The sequence below is a fragment of the Candidatus Tectomicrobia bacterium genome (genome assembly GCA_016192135.1).
Classification (GTDB): Bacteria; UBA8248; UBA8248; order UBA8248; family UBA8248; genus 2-12-FULL-69-37.
Map to the genome: position 1 here is coordinate 316532 of JACPUR010000041.1, position 14924 is coordinate 331455.

Here is a 14924-nt window from a genome sequence, read left to right on the forward strand (position 1 = left end):
CGCTCGGCGGTAGCGCCAATGCCACGTCGCCGTTCCGCGTATTTCCGTGGGCGGCCGGGAAACCCACCTTGAGGTGACACTGCATGGGATACTTCCACCGCTGGACGGACTTCCCGGCCCACCAGAACCTCCGGCCCGGCACCATGCGCCGCACGGTGGTACTCGACGGCCTGACCGCCCAGCGCGGCGAGATGGCCCCCGGCACGAAGTTCGACGAGCGCAGCACCCACCGCCACCCTGAGGACCAAATCATCGTCCTCCTCGAAGGGAAGATGCGCCTGCGGGTGGGGGACGAGGAGAGGTGGCTCGGGCCGGGGGAGCTGGCCGCCGTGCCGGGCGGGGTGTACCACACGGCCACCGGGGTGGGGCCCGAGGGCGCGGTCTACATCGAGGTCCTCTCCTCGGGGCGCATCGACTATCTCCCCGGCTACGCCGGCCCGCCCAAGAACGAGTTCCTGCACGGCAAGCCCTGAGAAGTCCCGCCTCCCGCCGCCCGGCGGAAGGCGGCCTGCGTCGCCAAGGTGTCGGCGATCGTGGAGAACTTCCGTCCGGAGCACTTCGGCCTTCGGGGCTAGCCCCGCCCGCCGGCCATCCCATGGGAGCACGCATGAGCCGCCTCACACCCCTCTCCACCGAGACGATGCCCGAGGAGCAGCGCAAGGTGTACGAGGACATCGCCGCGAACCAGCGCGGCGGGGTGCGCGGGCCGTTCAACGCCTGGGTGCGAAGCCCGGAGTTGGCCGCGCGCCTCCGCGGCCTCATCGACTTCCTCTCTCACCGCACCTCCCTGCCGGGGAGCGTGCGGGAGCTGGCCGTCCTGATGGTGGTGCGCGAGTGGCGGGCGGACTACGCCTGGAAGGCGCACGAGGCGCTGGCGCTTCAGAGCGGCCTGCCGGCGGAGGCGGTCGCCGCCGTCGCGGAGGGCCGCAGGCCCGGCGCCCTGGGGCCCGCCGAGGCCGCCGCCTATGATCTCGTGCACGGGCTCCTCGCGCGCAGGGAGGCGGAGGAGGCGGCCTACCGGGCGGCGGTTTTTCATCTCGGGGAAAAGGGCGTGGCCGAGCTCACCGCCCTCATCGGCTTCTACGTCATGGTGTCGGCGGCGGTCCGGGTATTCGACATCTGACTTTATCTTCCGGCATCCCCTCCGAACGGCGAAGCCCCCGCCTGGGCGGGGGCTTCGCGCTGGCGCGAGACTCATTTGGGGCTAGCGCGGGCCGGTGTACTCCACGATGTCGAGGCCGCAACCCCAGCGGTCGGAGACGTAGACGAGCCCCCGGCCGTCCACGAACACGTCGTTGCTCTGGGGCGTGGCCTTGCCGTTGATGCCCGCGGGGACGTAGTAGCCCACCTCCCCGGGCCGGAAGGGGTCGGAGATGTCCACGATGCGGAGCCCCGCGTTGAACCAGGTGGTGTAGACGAAGTCCCTGGGCCCCATGAACTCCCACACGTTGTGGGCGCCGTAGCGCCCGCCCCGGGTCGTCCAGTCCCCTTCCTTCGGATAGAGCGTCTTGGGGTCCACCGGGTAGGGCATCCAGGTGGAGATGGGCACGGGGTTGCTGGGGAGCTTGGCGTCGTAAATGAAGATGAAGCCCGGCGGCTCCGACACGTCGAACGAGGTGGACTCGTGCGTCACCACCAGGAGGTCCGTCTCCGGCACGGGCAGCACGGTGTGGCAGTGCCCCGGGTAGGGAGGGGTCGGGTTGAAGTGGGCGATCTGCCGGGGGCGCGCCGGGTCCTTCACGTCGAGGACCACGACGCCCCAGTCCGCGCAGCCCGCGTAGAGATAATCTCCCCGGCGGTTGGCCTGGTGGAACTGGAGCGTCTTCACCCCCGGCGGAAGCGGAGTGCCCTCCTTTTGGCCCTCGAGCGCGAACTGGCTCACCACCTTCGGGTTGGCCGGGTCATCGATATCCAGGATCCAGAGGATGTTCCCGCGGTAGCCCGGCGCCCCGCAGGAGCAGTAGAGCATGCGGTTCTTCTCGTCCAGGATGGGCCGGTGGACGCCCCGCCCGGGCATCGGGAAGGCCTTGATGGGCTTAGGCCTCGCGGGGTCCGAGGCGTCGAACAGGCGGAGCCCCCCGACGAAGCCCTCCCCCTCCCAGCCGCGGATCTGTTCGGCGTTGACGATCATCACGTCGTCCAGGAACAGGACCTTATGGGAGTGGGTACCGGTGGGCGCGGGGATCTGGTGGACCACCTTGGGGTTCTTCGGGTCCTCGACGTCGAGCACCGAGGTCCCCTCGTGGCCCTCCATGCCCGAGGCGGCGACGTAGCACCACTTGTTGTCCCGGACGATGACCTGGAAGGCGTCTCCCCAGCCGTTGATGCCGCTGTGGCCGACGCGCCTCACGTTCCTCGCTTCCTCGGGCTTCGCTTTCGACGGGCTCATTCGATGCCTCTCCGGTTTCTCCGCGCACCCGCGGGATGAAGGAAAGACGCCTGCGGCTTTCGGCTGGAGAGGGGATTATGCGTCCAGCCCCCTCCGCCGGGCAAGGAGAACGCGCCTCCCGGAGCCGCGGGGCGCGGTGGTTACAAGCCGCCCCCGGGGAGTGTATAAATAAGGCCGAATGGGGGATCGTCTAGAGGCAGGACACGAGACTTTGGATCTCGTTACCCAGGTTCGAATCCTGGTCCCCCAGCCACGACAACCCGCGGGGCGCGCGCGCCGGCCGCGCCTTTTGTCCAAAGGAGTTCCGCGATGCCTTTCTTCCGCATTTCCGAGATGGAGTCGAAAAAGGCCAGCGTGAGCTCGGCGATGGAGAAGGGCGTCGCCGGGGAGCTCATCAAGGTCGGGATCGTCACCTACCAGGAGAACGAGGGCCCCATGCCCCACTTCCACCCGAACGAGGAGCAGTTCATGCTCATGCTCGAGGGGAGGCTGCGCATGGTCCTGGGTGAGGAGGAGCGCATCATTGAGAAGGGGGACCTCATCCACATCCCGCGCAACACCCGGCACGGGGTGCGCGCCGTGGGCGGGCCGGCCACCTTCTTCGCGGCGAAGAGCCCCGTCGGCAACGGCGACATGGGCCAGGACTACAACCGGGCCAAAGACGCCGACGAGGTCTGGGAGCGGCTCTCCGGCGCATGAGCGGCGCTCACATCTCCTCGGCCACCGACTTGCCCGCGCAGAACATCAGGAACAGCCCGAACAGGCCGAGGAGCCCCAGGCCGATGGCGTCCCAGCCGTAGGCGTCGAAGGGGGTGAAGAGCATCTCCTCCCCCCGGGCCATCGAGTACATCTTGACCTTGGGCCGATCGCCGCGCTGGTACTGCACCGGCGATCGGCCGTAGCCGGTGGCGACGGGACGGCTCAGGTGCTGCTCGTAGACGGCCTTCTCCACCTCCACCCGGTAGCAGCTCCCCGCCGCGACCTGGCTCACGAAGCCGTCCTGGACGAAGATCGCCCCGAGGGTGTGGTAGAAGACGGCGGCCTGGTTGCGGCCTTGAAGGTGGAGCTCCTTGGATGTCAGCGAAAAGCCCTTGCGGGAGCGCGTCGTGCGCTTGACGATGTCCATCGAGCGGACGCACAGGGAGGTCGTCACCAGCCCCTTCGGGATGACCACCCAAAGGCCGTAGCCGCTCCCCCCGGCCACTCCCAGCCCGAACAGGAACACGATCAGGATTCCCAGCGCGCTCTTCTTCTCTCCCCCCTGGCCCACCGCCCCCCTCCTCTCGGTCGCTGGCAACGGCGAAATGCTTCCTCCGGACAGGCTCAGGCCCCTTTGTGCAATCCGCGGGCCCGGCCGGGCGGCCGGCCGCCGCGAATCCGGCGGATGAGTGTCCCTCGTCACTCGCCTGGCCCGGCGGCGCCCAGGAACTCCCGGCAAGGACAAGCCCAGCGCCCGCTTCCAGCCCGGCCCCGCCTTTTGTCAATACAAGTAAAGAGTGAAATGAACCGGACTCAGAGGGGGGCAGGCTGGGTCAGGTGGATTTCTTGACTTCAGGCGCCAGCTTTCCGCTGGTCCCGTTCGCGGAGGCGAGGAGGCCGCGCAGCCGGGAGACGGCGCTGTCCGGGCTGGTGAGGACCTTGACCTCCACGCGCCTGGATACCGCCGGGAGCGCGCGGGCCATCGAGAACTGGGCGAGGAGGATGACGTCGCAGGGGCCGCCGTGGCGCGCGGCCTCCGCGATGAGGGCGTCGTGCAGCTCGGGGTTCTTGGACTCCAGCGCCTCGAGCGCCCCGGGGACGAAGCAGGGCTCGATCCGCACGTCCTTCCCGCGCAGGGCGGCCAGCTCGCGCAGCTCCTTCGCCATGGAGGGGATGGACTGCTCGAACGTGGCCATGAGGCGGACCCGCTTCCCCGCCTCGATCGCCTCCTCGAGCATGGCCTCGTTCGGCTTGAGGACCGGCACGTCCATCGAGGCGCGCGCGGCCTCGATGGAGACCCCGAACGCGGAGCAGGAGAAGAGGATGGCGTCCGCCCCCTGCGCCCGGCAGTCCCGGGCGAGGTCGGCGATGCGGGCGTGGATGCGGGGGGTCAGGCGGCCGGCCTCGGCCAGGTCGCGCGCCAGGGACTCGTCCAGGACGCCGAAGTGGCGGGCTTCGGGCCACAGCCGCTGGAAGGCTTCCTCCAATGGCGCGATCGCGAGACGCATCGCGTGGACGACGGCAATCCGGCGCGCCATGATCGGGCGGAAGCCTCCAAAATCCGCTGGAAAGAAGCCGGCGGATTCTAATTCATATCGTCCGGGCGCCGCAACCTCTTGAGAAAATTCGCGGAACAGGCGCGCAAAGGGCCCGGAAGGCGAAAGCCCGCAATCTCGGTCGGAGGTTCAGCACTCCAGCACGACCTTGACGGCTCCGTCCTTCTTCCGCCGGAAGACCTCGAACGCCTCGGCGAACTGGTCGAGCCGGAAGACATGGGTGTTGATCGCGCTGCTGTCGATCCGGCCGCTGCGATAGGCCCGGATGGCGCGAGCGACCGCGCGGTCGCCCTCGCCGCGCACCCCGTAGATTGTGATCTGGTCGAGCGGCACGCGGTTGAGAGGCGCCGGGACGGGCTCTCCCCCCGCGATGCCCAGGAGGAGCACCCGGCCGCCGCGCCGCACCCGCTGGATCGATTCCGCCTGCAGGGACGGCAGCCCCGCCGCCTCCACCACCAGGTCGGGCCCTCCGCGCCAGCCCCGCGCCTCGAGCGCGGCGTCGAGATCTTCCGCGCCCGCCTGGACGGTCACTTCCGCCCCGAGCTTGCGGGCCAGATCGAGCCGCGAGGCCACGGGGTCCACGATGCACACCTCCCCCGCCCCCAGGTGGCGTGCGAACTGCATGGTCAGCAGGCCGATCGCGCCCGCGCCGAACACCAGCACGCGATCCCCCGTCTCCACCCCGCAGCGCTCCAGCCCCACCACCGCCGTCCCCGCCGTGGTCATCAGGGTGCCCGCGGTGTAGCTCATCCCCTCGGGGAGGTGGTGCAGCACCTTGGCGGGCACCGCGCAGTACTGGGCGAAGCCCCCGTTCGAGGTGATGCCGATCTGCCGGTGGACCTGCCGGCGGCCGTAGTTCTCGCAGATGGTGTAGTAGCCCCGCAGGCAGTTCGTGCACTTCCCGCAGCCGGCGTGGCTCTCGGTGGCCACCCGGTCCCCGGGCTTGAACCCCTCGGCGCGCGCGCCCGCCCGCACCACCTCGCCCGTCCACTCATGCCCCGGGATCAGGGGATACACCACTCCCGGCATGTGGCCCTCGATGAGGTGGATGTCCGACCCGCAGAAGCTGCAGGCCCGCACCCGGACGAGCACCTCCTCGGTTCCCGGCTCGGGGTCGGGATGCTCCACCACCTGGAACGCATGAGGCTTCTCCACCCAGACCGCCCGCATCCTCCCTCCTCCTCACGATAAGCCTTTAAAAACAGCCCTTTTCAGACTTTTCTGTCATTCACCGGGCTGAGCGTAATTACAAGAGTACAACATCCCTATATATTATATCCATTGGCCGCGCCACCGCGGCCCCCGGCCCGGGCGGGCGCGGAGAGGAACTTCCGTGGAGGCGGGCGACATGACTCTTAGGCACACCATCGGCAAGAGCTTCCCCCGGGCGAATGGTTCCCTGCTCGCCTCCGGATCGGCTCCCTACGTGGACGACCTCCGGCCGGCCGGCGTCCTCTACGGCGCCGTCCTCCGGGCCGGGCGCCCCCACGCGCGCATCCTCCGCATTGACACCCGGCGGGCCGAGCGGGCCCCGGGGGTGGCCTGCGTCATCACGGGCCACGACATCCCCGTGAACGCCTACGGGCCCCACCTCCAGGACCAGCCCGTCCTGTGCACGGACAAAGTCCGCTACGAGGGAGACCCCGTCGGCGCCCTCTGCGCCGAGAGCTGGGAGGCGGCGGCCGAGGCCGTCCGCCTCATTCAGGTCGAGTACGAGGACCTCCCCGTCGTCACCGATCCCGAGGAGGCCATCCGCCCCGGCTGCACCCTGCTCCACGAGAACCACCCGACCGGGAACATCGTCCTGGAGTGGAGGGTGCGGCGCGGGGACGTGGGGGCGGGCTTCGCCGAGGCGGACTTCATCGTCGAGGAGCGCTACCAGAGCCGCACCCAGGAGCACGTCTCGATGGAGACCCACATCTGCCTGGCCGAGACGGACGCCTCCGGAAAGCTCGCGATCCACGTCTCCTCCCAGACGCCCTACCAGATGCGCTTCAGCATCGCCCGGGTCCTCAAGCTGCCCATCTCCCGGGTGCGGGTGCTCTGCCCCTCCACGGGCGGAGGGTTCGGCGGCAAGCACGAGAGCGTGATCGAGCCCCTCGCCGCGCTCTGCGCCATGAAGACCCGGCGGCCCGTCAAGTTCCGCATGACGCGCGAGGAGGAGTTCACCGCCTCGACGGTCCGCCACTCCATCGTCATGGACTACAAGACGGGCGTCACCAAGGACGGGCGGATCACGGCGAGCCAAATCCTCCTCCTCCTCGACGGAGGCGCCTACTGCTCCTACGGCGAGACCACCGCCTCGAAGGCCGCCCTCATGGGGGCGGGCCCCTACCGGGTCCCCCACCTCCACGTGGACTCCACCCTCATCTACACCAACAACGGGGTCGCGGGGGCCGTGCGCGGCTTCGGGGTCACCCAGACGACCTACGCCTGCGAATGCCACATGGACACCATCGCCAAGCGGCTGGGGGTGGACCCCCTGGAGTTCCGCCGCCGCAACGCGATGGAGGCCGGGGACAAGGCCCACAGCGGCGACGTCATCCAAAGCTGCGGGTTCGCCGAGTCCCTGGAGGCCGCGGCGCGCGAGGTGAAGTGGGAGGCCATCGGGGGCGGGCGCCCCTCGGCCTGCGGCCGCAAGCGCCGGGGCCGCGGGCTGGCCGCGATGATCTATCCGGTGGGCTTCACCGCCGCGCCCAACCCCAGCTCCGCCTTCGCCCGCGTGAACGAGGACGCCACCCTCACCATCTGGAGCGGCTGCGCCGACGTGGGCCAGGGCGCCCACATCATCCTCCGCCAGATCGCCGCCGAGGAGCTGGGGGTGGGACTCGACAGCGTCCAGATCGTCACCGGCGACACGGACGCCGTCCCCTACGACCAGGGCTCGGTCGCGAGCCGCGTCACTCACATCGGGGGCAACGCCGTCCGCCAGGCCGTGGCCCGTGCCAAGGGCTTTCTCCTGCGGAAGGCCGCCCAGATGCTCGAGGCGGCGGAGGACGACCTCGAGATCGCGGAGGGCCGTATCTCCGTCAAGGGCGCCCCGGACCGCAGCCGCTCCCTGGCCGAGGTCGCGCTCAAGTGCCACCGCGACGGCGAGATGCCCATCGCCGAGGGCTCCTACACCCCGCCCGGCCAGTACCTCGACAAGAAGACGGGCCAGGGCAAGCCCTACGACTGCTACGTCTTCGCCGCCCACGCCGCCGAGGTCGAGGTGGACGTGGACACGGGCGAGTGCCGCGTCCTCCAGCTCGCCGCCGCGCACGACGTGGGCCAGGCGGTCAACCCGATGAACGTGGAGGGCCAGATCGAGGGCGGCTCCCTCCAGGGCTACGGTTTCGGGATGATGGAGCGCATCGTCTACAAGCGCGGCATCGCCCAGAACCCGAACCTCGACGACTACCTCATCCCCACCGCCCTGGACACCCCCGGCCGGATGAAGGCCATCATCGTCGAGGCCCCCGAGCCCACGGGGCCCTTCGGGGCGAAGGGCGTGGCCGAGCCCGCCCTGAATCCCACGACGCCCGCCATCCTGAACGCCATCTACGACGCCGTGGGGGCCCGCATCACCGATCTCCCCGCCACGCCCGAGGCCATCCTCCGGGCCATGGGGGGGCTCAACGGCAACGGAAACGGCAAGCACTAGCCTTCTTCTTCCCCCGCCCCCCGCCGGGGGCGGGGGGGCTCCTCCGCCCCGGTCCGTGCTAGAATTTTCCCGCGGTTGACGCTCATTCTCTTTCGCCGCGCGCGGCCGCCTTCCGCGCGGGGGCACCGGCCGGGGCGGACGCTTTGGACACCTACGTCGCCGGGGGCGGGCTCTCCCGCTTCGGCAAACGATCCGAATCCATGCAGCAGCTCATGGCCGAGGCCGCCGAGGTGGCCTTCGCCGAGGCCCGGGCCCACGGGGTGACCCGCGAGAGCGTGGAGGCCGTGGTCGTGGGCATCCTGAACCCGGCGGAGTTCCTCGACGAGGGCAACTCCGCCAGCCTCATCACCGACTCCCTCGGGCTCGCCGGGGCCGCCGCCTGGCGGGTCGAGACCGCCTCCTCCACCGGGGCCGCCGCCCTCCACTCCGCCTGCCACGCCGTGGCCGCCGGGCGCTTCCGCACCGTGCTCGTGCTGGGGGGCGAGAAGAAGAGCCACCAGGACACCGCCCAGGTCACGGCGCGCCTCGCGCGCATGATCGACCGTTCCGAGCGGCGGATGGGCGCGACCATGACCTCCCTCGCCGCCCTCATCGCCGAGTACTACCGCCGCGCCCACCGCATCGGCCCCGAGGCCTTCGAGGTCATGCGCGGGCGCGTCGCCGTGAAGAACCGCCGCAACGGCTGCGCGAACCCGAAGGCCCACTTCCGGCGCGAGCTCACCCTCGAGCAGTTCTCCGCGAGCCGCCACGTCTCCACCCCCCTCCGGCTCTTCGACTGCGGCCCCATCTCGGACGGCGCCGCCGCCCTGATCGTCACCTCCCGGCGCACCCCGCTCCGGGTGAGCGGCCTCGGCCACGCCACCGACACCCAGGCCCTCTCGCGCCGGAGCCACCTCGCCTTCTTCGCCTCGACGCGCCGGGCCGCCGCCCAGGCCTACCGGATGGCGGGGATCGGGCCCTCCGACATCGAGCTGGCCGAGGTGCACGACGCCTTCACCGCCATCGAGATCATGTCGGCCGAGGACCTGGGCCTCTTCCCGCCCGGCGCCTACGGCGCGGCCCTCCAGGCGGGGCGCGTGGACCCGGGCGGCGATCTGCCCGTCAACGCCTCCGGCGGGCTCCTCGCGCGCGGCCACCCCATCGGGGCCTCGGGCCTCGCCCAGGTGATCGAGCTCTCCCGGCGCCTCGGGCGGGAGGGCGTCCGGCGCGGGGGGCCGCCCCGGCGCGGGGTGGCCCTCAGCATGGGCGGCCTGGCGACGAACAACCTCGTCACCGTGCTGGAGCTGGAGGGGGCATCTCCGCCGGATGACGGCGCTCCCCTGCCCGCCGTCCCCGAGGCCCCCCAGGCGCCGCTCGATGCGCCCGACCCGGAGGGCGGGGTGGTGCGCGCCTCGACCACCCTCTTCTCGCCCCCCGCCGGCTTCGAGGGGCCGCTCCACTTCGCCCTGGTGGAGGGCCGGGCGGAGGGCCTCTCGCGCACCGTGCTCGCCCGCGCCCCCCGCCCGGTGGAGGCGGAGGAGAGGGTGCGGCTCGCGCGGACGGAGCGGGGCCTCTTCATCCTCTAGCTGTGAAATCGAAGCAGGCCTGCGCCCATGTGCCTGTTCCTCAGCGTTCTCTCTGCAGGTTCTGCCCCCCTCTCCCCATGGGAGAGGGGTCGGGGGTGAGGGGCCGCGGCGCCGGGCCTCCCTCACCCGGAGCATCCAAGCGGCGGGCCGCCCGGATGCTCCACCCTCTCCCAAAGGGAGAGGGCCTTTGCCCTCCGCAGGGGGCTACGGCCTCCGACCTTCAGTCGGCCGTAGCCGACTTTCGGCCGGCGCAGGCCGAAGAAGATGAAGATCGCCCCACGGAATGAACAACGTGGTTGGATTCCATATCTAGCCCCAAGGAGGACGCATGGCCGACGTCATCGTCGCGGGCGGAGGGGTGATGGGCCTCGCCTGCGCCCGGGAGCTGGCCCTCGCGGGGCGGGAGGTCCTTCTGCTGGAGAAGGGCCGCACGGGCTCGGGCGCCACCTGGGCCTCGGCGGGCATCGTCTCGACCCACGGCACGGCCGGGCGCGCGGACCGGGGCGGGGAGGCGGGGCTCAGGCTGCGCAGGGCCTCCTTTCCCCTCTGGCCCGGCTTCGCCCGCGCCCTCCAGGAAGAGAGCGGCCTCGACCCCGAGTTCCGCGAGACGGGCGTCCTCCTCCTCGCCCTGGACGAGGGGCAGGCGCGCGAGCTCCAGGCGGAGCCGGGGACGCATGCCCTCGGCGAGGGGCGCTGGCTCGGCGCCGCCGAGCTCCGGGAGGCCGAGCCCGCGCTCTCGGACCGCCTGCCGGGGGCGCTCCTCCTCCCGGGCGGGAGCGTGGACCCGCGCAAGCTCGCGCCCGCGCTCGCCCTCGCCTGCCGCCGCCTGGGGGTGGAGATACGGGAGGGCCAGCTCGTCCGGGAACTGCTCGTGGAGGGAGGCCGGGCGCGCGGGGTGCGCACCCTCGACGGCGAGGCCGGGGCCCCGGCCGTCCTCGTCTGCGCGGGAGTGGGGAGCCGGGAGCTGCCCGGGCTCGCGCCCGCGCCCCCCATCCTCCCCCAGCGGGGCCAGATCCTCTCCCTGGACGCGCGGGGCATCGGTCCGCGCCGCGTGCTCATCACCCCGGAGGACCCCTACTTCGTCCCCCGGGCGGACGGCCGCCTCGTGCTGGGGGCGACGCGGGAGCTCGCGGGGGAGGACCCGCGCCTGACCGCCGGGGGGCTCGCCTGGCTCCTCACCTCGGGCATCCGCGTCATCCCCGCCCTCGCCCATGCCCCCATCGAGGAGACCTGGACGGGCTTCCGGCCCCTCTCGGCGGACGGCCTCCCGCTCATCGGCCCGGGGCGCCTGGAGGGCCTCTTCTTCTGCGCCGGGCACGGCCCCACGGGCATCGGCCCCGCCCCGGCCAGCGCCCGGCTCGCCGCCGCCCTCCTCCTGGGCGAGGCGCCGCCCCTCGACCCCGCCCCTTACGACCCCCGGCGGTTCGGGTGAGGCCCTCGTCGAATCGTCGACCGGCCCACCCGAAAAAAAGGGGCTTTATGCGTCAATATCCATGCTTTATCCGTCACTAGGCGAGACAAGCTGCCGGAGGGCGAACACGAGGTTCGCCCCTACGAAGGCCCGGGCGCGATGCCCCCGTGGGGAAGATACCTCCCTGGCGCCGAGGGGGCGTCACCGCAATTTCGCGCAGGTTCATGGTTGGAAAGAATTTTTTGGGGGGAGGCGGAATGTGACGCGGAACAGCGGCGGCCTGGCCGCCCGCGTTTCGAATCTCCCTCCCCCTCCGGGGAGGCCCCAAGGGCCGGTGGGGTAAAGTGTCACCCATGTGCCCGGTCTGATGTGTTACCCATGTAGCCGGTTGCACAGCGGGGGAAATGCCGCGAGCGGCCTCCCTCCCCCCTCGGGCCCGTGCGGGCCCGACCTCCCAAAGGGAGGGGGCAGACCAGTCATCCCGGCTGTGGTGTCCTCCTTCCCGGGGCAGGCACGGGGGCCTGCCCCTACGGTTTCCACCCATCGAATGCAAGGGGCGAGGCACGCCTCGCCCCTACGGACGGAAAGTCCCGCATCTCAGCCGCCGGCCATCACACCCCGAAATCCTTGACCTCGCTCTCCCCCAGCCCCAGGGCGTGGCCCATCTCGTGGAGGAGGAGCTCCCCGATGAGGCGGCGCCAGGCGCGGCGGTCCCGCCCGCACTCGTCCTTCACCAGGGCGGCGTAGATCTCGATGGCGTTCATGGCCGGGTGCCAGATGGCCGTGGGGAGGTAGCCCACGTCCTTCACCGTCTCGGGCGTGGGGAGGTCCATCAGGCGCACCGGGATGCCGCGTTTCTCGATCTCCCGGCGCATGTCCGGGTGGATGTCCTCGGCGAGCGAGCGCTCGAGGATGGCCTCCATCTCGTCGATCTCCTCCTCGGAGACCTCGGGCAGCTCCCTCTCCATCCAGCGCTGGATCTCGCGCACGTCCTCGGGGAGGGGCGGCTCGTCCCCCTCCTCCTCGGGGCCCCGCAGGGCCTCGCGGTAGTCCTGGAGCCTCGTGGTGCGCGCCGCGAGGAAGTAGAGCCCCGCCCCCACCGCCGCGAGCCCCGCCAGGGCCAGGAGCCCCAGCACGGGCGCCAGGATGGGCTCCCACCACCAGGGCTGCAGGAAATCCCAGTCGCCGAGAATGGAGGACATGGGGAAACCTCGCCAGACGAGCGGCCCAGCCCGCTTGTCATCCTGAGCGTAGCGAAGGATCTGCGTACTGCGCCACCTGCCTGAATCAGGACTTGAAATGGTCTAAGAAGTGCTTAAGGCCGCATTTGTAGATATCTTCGTCAGGATTGATGAAAGGGCTCAGTGCCTTGCCTAAATTGTCTGGATCGCCATCGCAAACGATCTTGATCGTCTCCGGTTTCTTCTTCTGAAAGATACTCAACAACCACGACATCAAATACGTATCCGCTCGCGGAAGCCCACAGCCGATGAAAAACATTTTTTCAATCTCGTTATCGTAGAACCAATTCTTCGCGCTGGCCCAATGCCTTTGGAAAAGATATCCCCATCGCTGGCCGAGCCACTCTTCCTTTTGATAGAAAAAGGGGATCAGGATAGGAGTATATACCCTACCGGTCCCGTTCTCCTTGTATACCCAATATCCACCTTTCTCCTTACAGGAAATATGTGTCTCATTACTGACATTCACAAAATCTAATTTGGCATCCGCAAGATCGTCCCTTACATACAAAGGCTCAACCCCAATCAGTTCCCTGTCTCCAACTCTTCGTTCCTCCATCCAATTAATTGAACCGTGAAGTTTATAGAGTGGAACCGCGTGTTCCTGGTGCGCCCTCTGTAGCGGAATTTCAGGATATTCAAATTCAAGTCCTTGCCCCTCTTTCAATACATTTTCCGTAAAGAGATCATAATTTGTTGTCAGAATGACGACCTTGTCTTTTCCAGCATCGCGAATGAAACGCCTTGCAAATTCGCAAGCCACATCCCATTTCTCCACTTTTTGAGCTATCATGTAATCTCTAATTGCACTGCGTAGATTGATGATTGCTTTCTTAGCCATCCCTTTGCTACTGGGCGTTGCGAGATTAGAATATGCAAGGTTGTGAAGGTGAGACATGCAGACTTCGATATCTCCAATTTTTCTTATCCATGTCGGCAACGGCACACCATTAATCTTGTAAAAGCTGATCCTTGCCTCCCTGCCATCTCCCAATACGCTGTCGATAAAACTCCCTTCCTTCTGGGTGGGAATCCTTCCAATGCCTCGCGTAAACCCCGACCCCAAAAACAGCACCGTCACGCCTTTGCCGTCCGCCATGATGGGCCTCCGCGCGCAAGCCGGGCGTCCGCCTTCGTCCGTGATCCCTTCACTTTGGGGCCGGGCGCCCGGACCGCGCAAGCGGCCTACTCCCCTCCCCCCGCCTCCCCTATAATGGCCGACGGCACGCCCAGAACCCATCTTCCGGCTCTCATCTTCCGCGGCGAGGAGGAAGCGGCGCCATGGCCAAGCGGCTGGTGGTCTGTTTCGACGGCACCTGGAACACCCCGGACGAGGACGGCGACATCGACGGCAACACGAGCACCAACGTCCACAAGTTCTACGAGGCGGTCCTGCCCCGGGACGCGGGCGGCACCGAGCAGGTCAAGCGGTACGACGAGGGGGTGGGGACCAAGTGGTACGAGAAGGTCCGGGGCGGGGCCTTCGGCGTCGGCCTCTCGGAGAACATCCAGGAGGGCTACCGCTTCCTCGTGGACCGCTACGAGGAGGGGGACGAGGTCTTCATCCTCGGCTTCAGCCGGGGCGGCTACACGGCCCGCAGCCTGGTGGGCATGATCCGCAACGCCGGCCTCCTCAAGCCCGCGCACAAGGACCTCACCTCCGAGGCCTACTCCCTCTACCGCACCCGGGACGGGAGCGCCGACACCGAGAACGCCGTGTTCTTCCGCCGCGAGTTCTCGCGGGAGATCCGCATCCACTTCCTCGGGGTGTGGGACACGGTGGGGGCGCTGGGCATCCCGCTCCAGTCGTTCGAGTGGTTCAACCGGGGCTTCTACCAGTTCCACGACACCGAGCTGAGCGGCATCGTCGCGAACGCCTACCACGCCGTGGCCATCGACGAGCACCGGGAGAACTACACGGCCACCCTCTGGGACCCGAAGGAGAAGCCCAACCAGACGGTCGAGCAGGTGTGGTTCGTGGGGGCGCACGCCAACGTGGGGGGCGGCTACCCCGACTGCGGGCTCTCGGACGTGACCCTCGACTGGATGATGAAGAAGACCTCGGGCTGCGGCCTGGCCCTCGACCCGGCCAAGGCGCCCCGGCCCGCGCCCGACGTGGCGGGACTCGCGGTGCGCGACTCCTACAAGGAGTTCCTGGGCGGGCTCTACGGCCTCGTCTCCCCGCGGCGCTACCGCACCATCGGCCACACCCTCTACGGCGCCGAGTCGCTGGACACGACGGTGTTCGAGCGGCTGAGCCGCGACCCGGACTACCGCCCCAAGAACCCCGTCGGGGAGCACGCGCGCGGCGCGCGGGCGGGGCGCCTGCGGGGGTGAGGGGCGCCGGGCTTCCCCTCCGGGCGGAAAGGCGGCTAGATTGGGGGCACGTCATTCTCCCGCCGGAGGCCGCATGAGGGCGC

13 protein-coding genes and 1 tRNA gene are annotated in these 14924 nt (G+C 69.3%); 8 read left to right on the forward strand and 6 right to left on the reverse strand.

Annotated features, from left to right (window positions below):
* The first annotated feature begins 83 nt into the window (after positions 1–83).
* Together HYZ11_18895 and HYZ11_18900 are read left to right on the forward strand one after the other, a co-directional pair.
* On the forward strand, positions 84–473 hold the full coding sequence (locus tag HYZ11_18895) for a cupin domain-containing protein (protein ID MBI3129680.1): 390 nt from the start codon (positions 84–86) through the stop codon (positions 471–473).
* Between the two features lie 134 nt (positions 474–607).
* Positions 608–1123 carry a carboxymuconolactone decarboxylase family protein gene (locus HYZ11_18900; GenBank protein MBI3129681.1) on the forward strand — a complete coding sequence of 172 codons (516 nt, stop codon included), beginning with the start codon at positions 608–610 and terminating at the stop codon, positions 1121–1123.
* A gap of 81 nt (positions 1124–1204) precedes the next feature.
* Here the strand turns inward: HYZ11_18900 and HYZ11_18905 are convergent, their stop codons facing one another.
* Entirely contained in the window at positions 1205–2389 is a 1185-nt protein-coding gene (locus HYZ11_18905) for a hypothetical protein (protein ID MBI3129682.1), read from the reverse strand.
* A 179-nt stretch (positions 2390–2568) separates the two neighbouring features.
* Here HYZ11_18905 and HYZ11_18910 point away from each other — a divergent pair.
* Positions 2569–2642: transfer RNA gene (locus tag HYZ11_18910), tRNA-Gln, on the forward strand.
* 56 nt (positions 2643–2698) lie between these two features.
* Positions 2699–3088, forward strand: coding sequence for a cupin domain-containing protein (locus HYZ11_18915; protein ID MBI3129683.1), 390 nt, complete (start codon positions 2699–2701; stop codon positions 3086–3088).
* A gap of 7 nt (positions 3089–3095) precedes the next feature.
* Here the strand turns inward: HYZ11_18915 and HYZ11_18920 are convergent, their stop codons facing one another.
* From HYZ11_18920 to HYZ11_18930, 3 genes are all read right to left on the reverse strand, one after another.
* Entirely contained in the window at positions 3096–3659 is a 564-nt protein-coding gene (locus HYZ11_18920; GenBank protein ID MBI3129684.1) for a hypothetical protein, read from the reverse strand.
* 262 nt (positions 3660–3921) lie between these two features.
* Positions 3922–4626, reverse strand: a complete 705-nt coding sequence (locus HYZ11_18925) for an arylsulfatase (GenBank protein MBI3129685.1) — start codon at positions 4624–4626, stop codon at positions 3922–3924.
* 147 nt (positions 4627–4773) lie between these two features.
* A complete protein-coding gene (locus tag HYZ11_18930) occupies positions 4774–5814 on the reverse strand; it encodes an alcohol dehydrogenase catalytic domain-containing protein (GenBank protein MBI3129686.1) in 1041 nt (346 codons plus the stop codon).
* A gap of 178 nt (positions 5815–5992) precedes the next feature.
* Here HYZ11_18930 and HYZ11_18935 point away from each other — a divergent pair, with 178 nt between their 5' ends.
* The 3 genes from HYZ11_18935 (at position 5993) to HYZ11_18945 (ending at position 11284) form a co-directional block, all read left to right on the forward strand.
* Positions 5993–8287, forward strand: a complete 2295-nt coding sequence (locus HYZ11_18935) for a xanthine dehydrogenase family protein (protein MBI3129687.1) — start codon at positions 5993–5995, stop codon at positions 8285–8287.
* 143 nt (positions 8288–8430) lie between these two features.
* Positions 8431–9852 carry a thiolase family protein gene (locus HYZ11_18940; GenBank protein ID MBI3129688.1) on the forward strand — a complete coding sequence of 474 codons (1422 nt, stop codon included), beginning with the start codon at positions 8431–8433 and terminating at the stop codon, positions 9850–9852.
* Positions 9853–10180: 328 nt separating this feature from the next.
* Entirely contained in the window at positions 10181–11284 is a 1104-nt protein-coding gene (locus tag HYZ11_18945) for an FAD-dependent oxidoreductase (protein MBI3129689.1), read from the forward strand.
* A 590-nt stretch (positions 11285–11874) separates the two neighbouring features.
* Here HYZ11_18945 and HYZ11_18950 read toward each other — a convergent pair.
* Together HYZ11_18950 and HYZ11_18955 are read right to left on the reverse strand one after the other, a co-directional pair.
* Positions 11875–12465 carry a hypothetical protein gene (locus HYZ11_18950; protein MBI3129690.1) on the reverse strand — a complete coding sequence of 197 codons (591 nt, stop codon included), beginning with the start codon at positions 12463–12465 and terminating at the stop codon, positions 11875–11877.
* A gap of 85 nt (positions 12466–12550) precedes the next feature.
* Entirely contained in the window at positions 12551–13603 is a 1053-nt protein-coding gene (locus HYZ11_18955; protein ID MBI3129691.1) for an SIR2 family protein, read from the reverse strand.
* A gap of 182 nt (positions 13604–13785) precedes the next feature.
* On the opposite strand from HYZ11_18955, the gene HYZ11_18960 reads away from it, so the two are divergent.
* A complete protein-coding gene (locus tag HYZ11_18960) occupies positions 13786–14841 on the forward strand; it encodes a DUF2235 domain-containing protein (GenBank protein ID MBI3129692.1) in 1056 nt (351 codons plus the stop codon).
* Positions 14842–14924: the final 83 nt, after the last annotated feature.